General features: G+C 34.0%; 9 protein-coding genes. All 9 read left to right on the plus strand.

Annotated elements, in window-relative coordinates; all coding sequences use genetic code 11:
* The first annotated feature begins 77 nt into the window (after positions 1-77).
* The gene (locus AVL50_RS11165; RefSeq protein ID WP_062616584.1) at positions 78-3,749 is read left to right on the plus strand and encodes an SbcC/MukB-like Walker B domain-containing protein; all 3,672 of its coding nucleotides are present in this window, start codon (positions 78-80) and stop codon (positions 3,747-3,749) included.
* A 137-nt stretch (positions 3,750-3,886) separates the two neighbouring features.
* Positions 3,887-4,303 (plus strand): hypothetical protein, encoded by a 417-nt coding sequence (locus tag AVL50_RS11170; protein ID WP_062616585.1) that lies wholly within the window; start codon positions 3,887-3,889, stop codon positions 4,301-4,303.
* A 209-nt stretch (positions 4,304-4,512) separates the two neighbouring features.
* Positions 4,513-5,841, plus strand: a complete 1,329-nt coding sequence (locus tag AVL50_RS11175; RefSeq protein WP_062616586.1) for an MATE family efflux transporter — start codon at positions 4,513-4,515, stop codon at positions 5,839-5,841.
* A gap of 7 nt (positions 5,842-5,848) precedes the next feature.
* Positions 5,849-8,137, plus strand: coding sequence for a bifunctional glutamate--cysteine ligase GshA/glutathione synthetase GshB (gene gshAB / locus AVL50_RS11180; RefSeq protein ID WP_062616587.1), 2,289 nt, complete (start codon positions 5,849-5,851; stop codon positions 8,135-8,137).
* Positions 8,138-8,218: 81 nt separating this feature from the next.
* A complete protein-coding gene (locus AVL50_RS11185) occupies positions 8,219-8,704 on the plus strand; it encodes a DinB family protein (RefSeq protein ID WP_062616588.1) in 486 nt (161 codons plus the stop codon).
* A 74-nt stretch (positions 8,705-8,778) separates the two neighbouring features.
* Positions 8,779-9,168: a VOC family protein gene (locus AVL50_RS11190; protein WP_062616589.1), complete on the plus strand. Its 390-nt coding sequence runs from the start codon at positions 8,779-8,781 to the stop codon at positions 9,166-9,168.
* Between the two features lie 46 nt (positions 9,169-9,214).
* Positions 9,215-9,940 (plus strand): AraC family transcriptional regulator, encoded by a 726-nt coding sequence (locus AVL50_RS11195; RefSeq protein ID WP_172826817.1) that lies wholly within the window; start codon positions 9,215-9,217, stop codon positions 9,938-9,940.
* A gap of 282 nt (positions 9,941-10,222) precedes the next feature.
* Complete coding sequence (gene xylA / locus AVL50_RS11200; protein ID WP_253764274.1) at positions 10,223-11,572, plus strand: xylose isomerase; 1,350 nt, start codon at positions 10,223-10,225, stop codon at positions 11,570-11,572.
* Between the two features lie 210 nt (positions 11,573-11,782).
* Complete coding sequence (xylE, locus tag AVL50_RS11205; protein WP_082795758.1) at positions 11,783-13,204, plus strand: D-xylose transporter XylE; 1,422 nt, start codon at positions 11,783-11,785, stop codon at positions 13,202-13,204.
* Positions 13,205-13,209 lie beyond the last annotated feature (5 nt).

Here is a 13,209-nt window from a genome sequence, read left to right on the forward strand (position 1 = left end):
ATCTATTTTTATGTGCTTTTCTTTACAGAGAAGCATTTTTTGTCATGCTAGTTTTAGCACCCCAATTGAAATAGGTAATGAAAATTCTAAAAATCGAACTTCAAAACATCAATTCTTTAAAATCAGAGAGTCCAATTGTGATTGATTTTGAAGATAGTGCATTTCTTGACACCAATCTTTTTGCAATAACAGGAAAGACAGGTTCTGGAAAATCAACGATTCTTGATGCCATTACAATTGCTTTGTATGGAAAAGTAGCTCGATTAAATAAAACCAGTATTTACGAAGTAGTTTCAAAGGGGAGTACAGCAGGTTATACTCGTGTTACTTTTGAAAATGAAGGAATAATCTATTCTGCATTTAGATCAATGTCCATTCTTACTAAAACTTTTAAAGTAAGAAAGAAGCCTGTGGACGAATATGAGTTAAGTATTCAATCCGGGGAAAGAAAAGGGGAGATTGTTGCGTCTTCAAAGACAGAAATGACTAATGAAATCAAAAATATTGTCAAACTTTCTTTTGAACAATTTTGTAAGTCAGTATTGATTGCTCAAGGTGACTTTACTTCATTTCTGAATGCCTCAGAAGTTAAAAAAGGGGAATTACTTCAAGAAATCACAGGAGAGGATATTTATAAGCAGATTGGTTATGAAGTCCAGAACCGTGTTTCTACTGAAAAAATTAAACTGGAAAACTTAAAAGCAAAAGTCAATAATGATCACCTGCTTAGTGATGATGATAAGAAAAAATTAGAGGAAAGAGTTTTATTACTTCCTGCATTAGAACTCGAACTTGATCAGAAAATAAAAAAGACAGCTGAAAAGGTTGCTGTTTTTGAGGAGCAAAAGGAATTGAAAAGCGAAGAAGAAGTATTGCAGACTTCTTTTGAAGCATTTAAAGAGAAACAAGAAAACAATCAAACTCTTTTAGTACAACTTTCAGAAGTAGAAAAGCTTGCTCCTGTTTTCCAAAAAATTAACCTGTTGGAGAGAAGTGAAAATCAGCATCAAGAAAAAAAGTTGGCCTCCTCAGAACTCTCAAAGTCAATTAAATTAGCACAGGAAAATTTAAAGAAATCCCAAAAACTTTATCAAGAACACTATCAAGATCTGAAAGAGACAAAACTTGATCTAGAAAAATGGAAGCCTATTTATCAGAAGGCTGAAAAAATTGAAAATGAAATTGTAGCTGAAAATAATTCATTACAGAAATCTAAACTAAGTTTTGAGGAAAAAAAGGCTCAAGTTGAAATAAAAGAAAAAGAACTTCAAACGCTATCTGAAAGCATTACTACTTTAGAAAGAAGAGTGAGTATTGGTGAAGGGTATATTCTTGAAAACGAAAGGTATAAGGAATTAGAACATCATTTTGAAGAATGGAGTGTGATTTCATTAGATTGGAAAAATGCAATTGACCAAAGAATAAAGAATAGTGAGAAACTTAAAACAGCTACTGAAACTCTTGAAGAAGTTCGCTTAAAACTAAATGAGAAATCAAACCTTCAACTTCAAGTAAAAAAACAATTTGAATCATTAGAAAATCAAGCAGACAGATATGAAGAGGTTGAAAAAAATATACTAGAAGCTTTAGAGGTTTTAGATGTTCAAAAATCGAATAAAAACGCATTAGAAAATGCTTTAAAGATTGCACAAAGCTATGAAAAAATAAAGAAGGAGATTCTTGACACGGAAAAAGTTATTGAGGAATATCATGAACAAAAAACTTTAGTATCTAATGATATTCTCAAGGTCTCAGAAGGAAAAGAAATAGCGAAACAAAGTTTTGATGATCAGTTCAAAATCTTATCGTTACAGAAAGAGATTTTATCTTTTGAAAAGGAGCGTGAAAAGTTAGTGGAAGGTCAGGCTTGTAAACTTTGTGGATCAAAAGAACATCCTTATGTGGAGGAGTATAAGGATAAATCTTTGATTCAAACCGAAGAAAGTGAATTAGTAAAAAGAGAAAAGGAATTAGCTGAAATTACCAAAGAAGAACAAGGATTGATTTTAGAGGAAACTCGTCTTATTGAATCCATAAAAAATAAGGAGAGTGATTTTATAAAATTAAAAGAAAACCTGGCAGAGAGTAAAATCAATTTTGAGTCCTTGCAACTCGATTTTTCTATTAATGCTTCCTCAGAAATGAATGATGAGTTAGAAATCATTCTTCAATCAATCAAAACTAAATCTCAGAAAATTGAAGACTTGAAGATTGAGAAAGAGGCTATTTCAAAGTCAGTGAAGGAAGCGAAATCATTACAAGAGAGGTTGCAATTGAATGCCTTGGAAATCTCAAAACTATCTGAGCAGAAAAATCACTTTACTCAATCTATTGAAACACTTGAAGTAGAAATTAAAAGTTTAAGTGAGACGGTAGAAAAATCAAAAGCAAAGATTAAAGTTCAATTAGAAAAATACAATTACGATATCAATGAATATTCTGATTGGGTGTCGACTTTCAATGATTTTAAAACAAAATGTAGAAACTACTTGGATGCCTTAGAGAAGTTGAAAAACTTGAAGAGTGAGGTGGAAAATAATCAGGTATTGGAAAAAGAAAAACAGAGTGTTCTTGTTACAGATCAAAATGATTGCATCAAAATAGAAGAAGAACTGAATGGTATAATTCTAAAAATTGATGAACTGAAGAAAAACAGGGGTGTAATTTTACCTTGGGAAATAAAACTTCAGGAAGAAAATAAAAGACTTGAGGATTTACTTCAGTTGAAAACGACTCAAAAAGAAAAGTCTGAAAAGGAAAAAGTTGCAGAGGAAAAGGAGCTGAAAGGACTAGAAGCAAAACAAGAAGTTACACAAAAAGATATTAATGTACTTTCTTCTGAAATCAATGAACTCGAATTATCTATTAATGAATGGTTGAAGACATCTGATTTTGATAATATCTCAGAAATCAAATCTAAAGCTATTTCTGAAGCGGAGTTAAAAGATTTGAGAGCTATTAAAGATGAAATCACTAGGGAAGAAATTCAGTTGAAAGAAAGGAAGAGAGCTTTCGATGAAAAAAAGACAATTATTAGTAATAAGCTTGCTAGCATTCATGAAAAAGAAGATGACTTAGTACTGCAACTAGAAGACGATAAAAAAACGCTTGCTTCTATATTGGAAGAAAAAGGGGAAGCAAAAGCTACTTTAGAAAAAGATCAATTGCTACGAAATGATCAAACGGAATTGGTAGAAAAAATTGGTGTACAAGAAGAGGAGTATTTAAGGTGGTCAAGGTTGAAATCTGCTTTGGGTGGCACAAATGATTCCTTCAATAAATTTGCTCAGCATTTGACCTTGAAAAACCTATTGATTCTAGCCAATAGACATCTTTCTAAAATGAACAAAAGATATACTTTGCATTTGAAGCCAATTGAATTTGGAACAAATGCAATCCCCAAATCTTTCTTGACTTTTGAAATGATTGATCATCATTTAGCGGATATGCATAGGTCAGTGGATACAGCAAGTGGCGGAGAGAAGTTTATGATTAGTTTGTCACTAGCTTTAGGTTTGTCGGATCTTTCCAGTAAGAACGTACAAATTGATTCATTATTTATAGATGAAGGTTTTGGAACGTTGGATGAAACAACGTTAGAAGATGTGATTTACGCCTTGAATACCTTGCAAACTGATGGGAAAATGATTGGTGTGATTTCCCATGTAAAAACATTAAATGAAAGGCTAGGTACACAAATCAATGTAACAAAACATAGCGGAGGAATAAGCACCGTCAATATCAAGTAGGGGCAGACCTATGTGTCTGCCCGAAAAGGTAAATGGATGCAAAACAATACACCGAAAATTAATCATTTCCCTAATGGTTAATAAAATTGAATTTCGATTTATATATGAACCATTTTTCATATATTACGTCCTATTCAATGATGAGTAAGAAATTTTTATATATCGCTAATACTTCGATTGCATTTATCACATGTATGATCACCTTTTTGCTGATGAGCGAAAAGGAGAAGGAAAAGTGTTGTAATATAAAAGAGGATACTCCAAAGATTGAGATCATTAAAGAGATCAGAAAGATCTCAACACAAGGCAATCAAACACAATGTTGCCTACCACAAGATAGCCAGCCTTTAGCGAACACCGCGATCTCAATTCACTCACCATTTAGTCCTTTATTTCTGAGTGCATTCGATAATGATACGACTACCGTTATCGCTTCTCAAAAGAAGATTCGAAAAGAAAAGAAGGATGAGAAGAAAGTAAAAGACTATAGAGTAGCATTTTTATCCAAACGATTCAGCCATTATATAATATGGCTCTGTAGACTACTGCTTTAAACTATTTCCATTATAGACTAAAAATAGGTACAATTAACATTGTATATATCTTGTTTTTAGTATTCAAAATTCAATACATCTATTATATAAGTATGGTTGTGGCCTTTTATCTCATTAACTTGATAAAAGCGTAACCTTGTACGTGAATATTTTAAAATTTACTGTACTCTAACAGCCATTGGATTGAATGATTTCATATCAAAAATTTAATGAAAAAAGATTTAACGAAAGGTAATGTATTTCAAAATATTATTACTCTAGCGTTGCCGATTATTACGTCCTCATTTTTACAGTTTGCCTATAATTTTACAGACATGATATGGGTAGGGAAATTGGGTAGTGATTCGGTAGCGGCAGTAGGAACATCTGCCTTTTTCCTACAACTATGTTGGGCCATTGCGTCTGTATTTATACTCGGAACAGGTATTTCTGTTTCACAACAGATTGGTGCCAAGAACTATGGAAGAGCTGAAAAAATTAGTAGGGAATCATTGATAGGGTTAGGTGCTGTGGTAACATTGATGCTTGTCCTGATCCAGACCATTCCTGAGTATCTAATAGGTTTCTTTAATTTAAATAATAATACAGTTGAAGAACTTTCAGTTTCCTATTTAAAAGTAGCAGGTTTAGGCCTTTTCTTCTCACAAGCAGTTTTTCTATTTACCTCAATCAGTAACAGTAGAGGAGATAGTAAAGCACCCATGAAAATTACCATGATTGGGGTTGTCATTAATATCATATTGGACCCGATCTTCATCTTCTTACTTGACTTTGGAGTTATAGGTGCCGGAATTGCTACAGTGATTTCTCAGTTTATTTCTTTCCTTATTTTCTATAGAAGGTCATTTACAAACTTCTTCGGAAAAGGAAAGTTTGAATTGACATTTGATGAGATTTCGAATACGGTACGTTTGGGAGTACCCACTTCCATCCAAAGAATTGTCTTTACAGTGATTGGAATTATCATGGCAAGAATCGTAGCCCAATGGGGAAGTGATGCCATTGCAGCGCAGAAAATTGGCTTACAGATTGAGTCCATGACATTTATGATTACAGGTGGTTTGATGGGGGCAATGCTTTCCTTTACAGGACAGAATTATGGAGCCAAAGCGTATGATAGAGTCCATGAAGGCTATCAGACAGCAATCAAAATTGCTGTAGTATTGGGCTTATTAATGGGGACACTTTTCTATTGCTTTCCAGAATTCTTTGTCCGCTGGTTTGTGACTGAAGAAACAACGGTTGCAATTGGAGCAAGTTATTTAAGGATTATAGGCTTGTCTCAAGTATTTATGACGGTAGAAATGGTGACATCAGGAATTATTAATGGATTGGGGAAAACGAAAATTCCAGCTTCTATTAATATCACTATGACGGTGATCAGAGTTCCAATGGCACTTTATTTATCACAAGAACATCTGTTTGGAATTAATGGCGTTTGGATGTCCATTGCCATCAGTACACTTCTAAGAGCGATTAGCCTTAGTGTAGCGTATTATTCCATTCAGAAAAAAATGACCCTTTCAGCGACTTACTAAAAAAATTATGCACACGATACAAAACATATTAAAAGATAATAGAACTGAACGCATCTTTGAAGGTAACTTCGGTTTAGAAAAAGAAAACGTTAGAATTACAAAAGACGGCAAAATGGCTACTACGTCTCATCCTGCTGTTTTTGGAAATAAATTAACACATCCTTATATCACTACTGATTTTTCTGAAAGCCAGGTAGAAATGATTACACCTCCTTTGCCGAGTATAAAAGAGGCTCTTGGATTTTTAGAAACGATACATGATGTAGTGACTGAAAATTTAGGGGATGAATTGTTATGGCCTCAAAGTACGCCTCCTGAATTACCTGAGAATGAAGATGAAATCAAAATTGCTGATTTTGGTGAGGCAGGGAAAGAAAATGAGGAATATAGAAATCACTTAGCGACCAAATACGGAAAAAAGAAGCAGTTGCTTTCAGGTATTCATTATAACTTTTCTTTAGAAGATAAGAACATTCAGTTTTTATATCAGCAATATGAAGGGGATGTGACGTATGAGGAATTTAGAGAGGAGTTATATCTGAAAATCACTAGAAACTTCCTTCGTTATCGTTGGTATTTGATTGCCCTTTTAGGCAACAGCCCCGCTTTACATAATACTTATTTGAAATGTTGTATTGATAAACTTCCAAAAGCAACAAAAGACAGCCATCATTTTGATCATGCAGTCTCAATGCGTTCAACAGTTTGTGGTTATAAAAATATCGATGATTTGGTATTGGATTATAGTTCGATGAAGAATTATAAACAAAGCATTAATGATGCAGTTGAAAGCGGAATTTTGAATAGCAATAAAGAAAATTATACACCTATTCGATTGAAAGAAGTCAATGGAAAGCTGAAATATGTAGAGGTGCGATTGTTGGATTTGGACCCTCATGAGAAAATTGGAATTAGTGAAGATACAGCGAAGATCATTCACCTTTTCTTGCTTTTCTGTTTATATAAAGAGGGAAAAGAAATCACAAAAGAGGAACAAGTTCAGGCTACCATGAACCAAGAAATCGTAGCGAGTGAAGGTTTGTCAGAGGATGCTCAAATTGTAGTAGAGGATCATAAAGTGAAATTAAATGATGCTATTCAAAGCCTTACTGCTGAGATTTTGGATATGTTTGTCGCTTTTGCTCCAAAAGAGTATACTTCTACTTTCAGAAAATTAATGATGCTTTCTGAAGATAGAAAAGTGCGTCCTTCTTGTCAAACTTTAAAAGAGATCCAAGGGAAGGAATACATTCAGTGGCATTTGGAAAAAGCAATCGAATACAAAGAAGCTTCTGAAGACGTTCAATTCAAATTCCATGGTTTAGAAGATATGGAATTGTCCACTCAATTGGTGTTAAGAGAGTCGATTTTAAGAGGTGTGAATTTTGAAATCATGGATCGTACAGAAAACTTTATCAAATTGAATCGATTGGGTAAAGAAGAATATGTGATGCAAGCCACTCGAACTTCATTGGACAATTATGTGAGTGTTTTGATGATGGAAAACAAAGTCATGACCAAAAAGGTAATTGAAAATGTTGGCATTAGAACACCAAAGGGGGAGCAATACACTTCTGTAGAGAAAGCGAAAAGTGACTTTGTTTTTTATGAAGGACAGTCAATTGTGATCAAACCGAAATCAACCAATTTTGGATTAGGAATTAGCATTTTAAAGGAAAATCAAGATAAAGCCCTTTTTGATAGAGCTATTGAAATCGCTTTTGAACATGACAACTCTATTTTGATAGAAGAGTTTGTGACTGGAAAAGAATATCGAATCTTTATTATAAACGATGAAGTGGTAGGTATTCTCCACCGAGTTCCTGCCAATGTAAAAGGTGATGGAAAATCAACGGTAAGAGAATTAGTGATTGAGAAAAACAAAGATCCTTTAAGGGGTAAAGGTTATAAAACGCCTTTAGAGAAAATTGCTCTTGGTGAAGCGGAAGAGATGTTTTTAAAGACGCAAGGTTACGATTTTGATTTTGTCCCATCTAAAGATCAAATCATTTACCTAAGAGAGAATTCAAATATTTCTACAGGAGGAGACAGTATTGATTATACGGATGATATTCCTGACTCTTATAAGAAAATTGCGGTTGAAGCGGCAAAAGCATTGGATGTCAAAATCACGGGTTTGGATATGATGATTGATGATATCAATGAAGAAGCCACGAATGATAATTATGCTATTATAGAAATGAACTTTAATCCGGCTATTCATATTCATTGCTATCCTTATAAAGGAGAGAATAGGCGATTGAATGCTAAAGTTTTGGATGCTTTGGGGTATTAAAATTTAATTGGAATAGGAGAATGGCACAATAATGATATGATTTATTGTGTCATTTTTTTATCAGAAAAATCAATTAAATAAATGAAAGAAACTATCGAAATTGCTAACTATAACTTCTGGGCCAATCAAAGAATTGCAGATTGGTTACTCTCTAATGATGCTGAATTATTAGACAAAGAATGTCAGTCAAGTTTTCATACAATTGGAAAGACAATCAATCATATATGGGAAGCTCAAATTTTTTATCTTTCTCTTATGAAAGAAATTCCTTTTCAAAAAGAATGGGACGATACAACACTGGGAGCTATTAATGGGTTGGTGAAACATTCTGAAGATTTTGCAATATATGTATCCCAAATGACAGAAAAGGATGGTTTGAGTATTAGAAACGTGAAAACGAGAGCTTATTCTTCAGATAATAATTTTACACAAATTCAACTTGTCCAACACTGTATGAATCATAGTACTTTTCATAGAGGACAACTTATTACTATGGGACATCAGTTAGGATTGAGCAAGGCACCACCTACTGATTTGTTATTCAATTGGATCCAAAATGATAAATAACCTAACTGTTTAAAATATACAATTTCCTGTATTCTTCTCTTTCTACATTTGCATCATACTAAACATAAAGTAAGATGAAAATAGAACACATTGCCATTTGGACAAAAGACTTAGAACGCCTAAGAGCATTTTATATGCGTTACTTTGGAATGGCATCAAACGAGAAATACATCAATCCTAAAAAAGGCTTTTCTTCCTATTTCCTTTCTATGAAAGGAGAAAATACACGCTTAGAAATAATGCACAATGATTGTATAAAAGAACACCTTGGAACAGAAGACAGGGTGGGTATTACACATCTTGCATTTTCTGTTGGGAGTCGAATGAAAGTAGATGAAATGACTGAGAAGTTTAGAAAAGAGGGCTATGAAGTTTTTGGAGAACCAAGAATTACAGGGGATGGTTATTATGAAAGTGTTATTTTAGATCCTGATGGAAATAAATTGGAATTAGTAGCAGAATAGATTTTTGATAAAAATTGAATCATATAAGTCTTCCAAATACCCAGATTTGATAGAACGAATCTGGGTTTTGGAGAATAATGAGGAAGATATAGAAACCTACAATCCGCCAAGTCAATATTTCAATCTTATTATTCCTATAGAAGGCACTCTCATTATTAGAAATCAAATTGAAATACAATCTCCTTATTTGGAAGGTTTGAGTTTACAACCGTCTGCCTATTCCTATCCCAAAGGGACAAAATTAATTGGAGTGAGGTTTTACCCTTATGCCATTCAATCCTTCTTTACTATTGACGCAAAGAAGGTGATCAACTCATTAGTATCAATTGTTATAGATACAATTTCAGAAAGAAATTTTATAGTAGATCTCGAAAGTTTACTTTCCAATTTATATAGGGAAAATAAGAACCAAGAACTATTGAAAGAATTTTACTGGAATTATAGAAGAGGAGACAATTCAATTTCAATAGAACATTTCTGCCAAAAACATAATACCAATTACACTACTCTTAATCGACTCTTTTCAAAAGCCATTGGAATTTCTCCCAAAAAACTAGAACGTTTAATTAAGTTTCGGAAATCTCTTTGTAGTTTGATTGATGAAAATGATGATCTTACTGAAGTAGGGCTAGACTCAGGCTATTTTGATCAAGCTCATTTCATTAAAGAGTTTAAATTTTTTGTAGGAAAAACTCCTTCAAATTTTAAAAAGGTTATCCAGAAGGCTGATCAAGATACCCAAGTGATAAATTATAATTTTAGACTTTTCTGATTTCTAAAGCATTATTTAGTATCAAATCCCCTTTATATCTCAATAGTATTATACCCGCTAAAACCACCCTATTTTCTACCTTTTTATTTTCTTGATTTCCACCCTAAAACACTCGTTTTTCCACTTTTTTAAAGTTCCGGGAGCGGTTGCGAACACGGTTTCATCTCAGAAACAAGTGTAAATATTTGTGATGAAATGGCCTTTCAAGCTAAATAGCAGTCGTAGATCAAGAACAAAGAAAAAATATATCAATTGTTTCAAAGAATTTTTTAACAGTAAGAAATGATGAATACAACTTTAGAATCAAAAGTAACTTTGGGTGATGTTGAACACTTCAAAGGCATTGAGAAAATCAAGTATGAAGGTCCAGAATCGAAAAATCCTTTAGCGTTCCGTTTTTATGACGAAAACAGAGTAGTAGCGGGCAAAACAATGAAGGAACACTTCAAATTCGCAGGTGCTTACTGGCATAACATGTGCGGAGAAGGTTCTGATCCATTCGGTCCGGGTACACGTTTATTCCCTTACAAAGATATTAAAGATCCAGTAGAGAAAGCGAAAGTGAAAATGGACTTTGCTTTTGAATTCTTTACAAAACTAGGCTTGCCTTACTATTGTTTCCATGATTTCGATTTAGTAGATGAAGGATCAACTGTTCTTGAGTCGGAAAAAAGATTAGAAGCAATTGTTGATTACGCTAAGCAAAAGCAAGCAGCATCAGGTGTGAAGTTATTATGGGGGACTGCAAACGCATTCTCTAACCCTCGTTATATGAATGGTGCTTCTACTAACCCTGATTTCAATGTTGTAGCTCAAGCAGGTACTCAAGTGAAGAATGCTTTAGATGCAACTATCGCATTAGGTGGTGAAAACTACGTATTCTGGGGTGGCCGTGAAGGTTATATGAGTCTGTTGAATACAGATATGAAGAGAGAGCAAGAGCACATGGCTCAGTTCTTACATATGGCAAAAGATTATGCTAGAAAGCAAGGATTTACAGGTAATTTCTTTATTGAGCCTAAGCCGGCTGAGCCATCAAAACACCAATATGACTTTGATTCAGCAACTGTATTAGGTTTCTTAAAACAATACGGTTTAGATAAAGATTTCTTCTTGAACTTAGAAGTAAACCACGCAACATTGGCTAATCATACATTCACTCACGAATTACAAGTGGCTGTTGATGCTGGTAAATTAGGTTCAATTGATGCGAACAGAGGTGATTACCAAAACGGTTGGGATACAGATCAATTCCCGAACAACTTATATGAAATCATTGAGGCGATGTTGATCATCCTTCCTGCAGGTGGTTTCCAAGGTGGTGGAGTTAACTTCGATGCAAAAGTAAGAAGAAACTCAACTGATTTGGTTGATATGTTCTATGCTCACATTGGTGGAATGGATATTTTTGCAAGAGCATTATTAATCGCTAATGATATCTTAGAAAATTCTGAATATAATCAGATGCGTACTGATCGTTATTCTTCATTCGATAGCGGTGAGGGTAAATTATTCGAAGATGGTAAATTATCATTAGAAGATTTAAGAAACATCGCAATTAAGACAGGTGAACCAGTTCCTACGAGCGGTCGTCAGGAATACTTCGAGAACCTGATTAATATGTATATTTAACTGAAGGTGAAGAAGGGCAGTTGATGGAATTTTCATCAATTGTCCTTTGCTTTCAAGCTGTAAACCAGCAACTCTATTAAAAACCAACTATACTTACTACTCTAATTTTTTGAGTCTCTACAAAAGAGTAAAACAAAAATATTTACGCTTTTCTCAGACAGGGTCGTGAAATGAACTGATTAAAGCTTTAAACTACAGAATTAAACAGAAATGGAAGAGAATCTATTACTTAAAAATGAACCATCTGAAGGTATAACTTCAGAAAATGGAAAGATTGACTTTAAATTTATTTTGATTGTGACTTTAGTAGCAGCACTCGGTGGACTGCTCTTTGGTTATGATACCGCCGTTATTTCTGGTGCAATTGGATCACTGGAAACGTTCTTCAATTTAACGGCAGCACAAAAAGGCTGGGCGGCGTCAAGTGCTTTAGTGGGATGTATTGTAGGTGCAGGCATGGCAGGACGATTGGCGAATCAATTAGGTAGAAAGAAATCACTAATTATTGCCGGTGTTTTATTTTTTATCTCAGCGTTTGGTTCAGCAATTCCTGAATCATTTACAACGTTCATTATTTTTAGAATTGTAGGAGGTGTTGGTGTTGGTATTGCATCTATGTTATCACCTATGTATATAGCTGAAATCGCACCATCTGAGTACAGAGGACGATTGGTGTCATGTAATCAGTTTGCCATTATATTTGGTATGTTGGTGGTTTATTTTGTGAATTACTTCATTGCATTACAAGGTGATACTTCATGGAATGAAACCATTGGCTGGCGTTACATGTTTGGATCAGAATGTATTCCAGCAGTATTATTTACAGGGCTTTTGTTTATTGTACCAGAAAGCCCACGCTGGTTAGTAATGAAAAACAGAGAACAAGAAGCTTTAGTTATTTTAGAAAAAATCTCAGCGAATGCTTCTTTAAAAATAAATGAGATCAAGCACTCATTACATCAAGATCAAAATCAAGCAAAAGTGAGTATTACAGAGCAACCTTTCTTGATGATCGTAGTGATTGGTGTAGCATTATCAGTATTCCAGCAGATTACGGGTATTAATGTATTCTTGTATTATGCACCAGAAATTTTCAAACAATTGGGTGGAGGAAATACAGATACAGCATTACTACAGACTATTGTTGTTGGAGCAGTAAACTTACTTTTCACAGTAATTGCCATTTTCTCAGTGGACCGTTTTGGAAGAAAGCCATTGATGATGATTGGAGCATTGGGAATGGGTGTTTCTATTTCAGCAATTGGTACTGCCGCTTATTTTGGAAATACGGATGTATGGTTACTGTTCTTTGTATTAGGTTACATTGCTTGTTTTGCTTTATCATTAGGACCAGTGACTTGGGTTTTATTATCAGAGATTTTCCCGAATGCCATTCGTTCAACAGGTTTAGCAATTGCAGTAGCGTTCCAATGGATATTTAATTTTATTGTTTCTCAAACGTTCCCAATGATGATGGACAACGACTATCTCTTTTCAACGTTTCACGGAGCATTCCCATTCTGGGTATACGGAGCAATGTGTTTGGTGACTATACTTTTTGTTTGGAAAATGGTGCCGGAGACAAAAGGGAAGTCATTAGAAGAAATGGAAACAATTTGGAATAAAAAATAAGAATA

The organism is Flammeovirga sp. SJP92 (assembly GCF_001583495.1).
Classification (GTDB): Bacteria; Bacteroidota; Bacteroidia; order Cytophagales; family Flammeovirgaceae; genus Flammeovirga.

Excerpts from the sequence above, each read along its gene's own strand:
- AVL50_RS11165 (WP_062616584.1), top strand. The coding sequence starts at position 78 with ATGAAAATTCTAAAAATCGAACTTCAAAACATCAATTCTTTAAAATCA.
- AVL50_RS11170 (WP_062616585.1), top strand. The coding sequence starts at position 3,887 with ATGATGAGTAAGAAATTTTTATATATCGCTAATACTTCGATTGCATTT.
- AVL50_RS11175 (WP_062616586.1), top strand. The coding sequence starts at position 4,513 with ATGAAAAAAGATTTAACGAAAGGTAATGTATTTCAAAATATTATTACT.
- gshAB (WP_062616587.1), top strand. The coding sequence starts at position 5,849 with ATGCACACGATACAAAACATATTAAAAGATAATAGAACTGAACGCATC.
- AVL50_RS11185 (WP_062616588.1), top strand. The coding sequence starts at position 8,219 with ATGAAAGAAACTATCGAAATTGCTAACTATAACTTCTGGGCCAATCAA.
- AVL50_RS11190 (WP_062616589.1), top strand. The coding sequence starts at position 8,779 with ATGAAAATAGAACACATTGCCATTTGGACAAAAGACTTAGAACGCCTA.
- xylA (WP_253764274.1), top strand. The coding sequence starts at position 10,223 with ATGATGAATACAACTTTAGAATCAAAAGTAACTTTGGGTGATGTTGAA.
- xylE (WP_082795758.1), top strand. The coding sequence starts at position 11,783 with ATGGAAGAGAATCTATTACTTAAAAATGAACCATCTGAAGGTATAACT.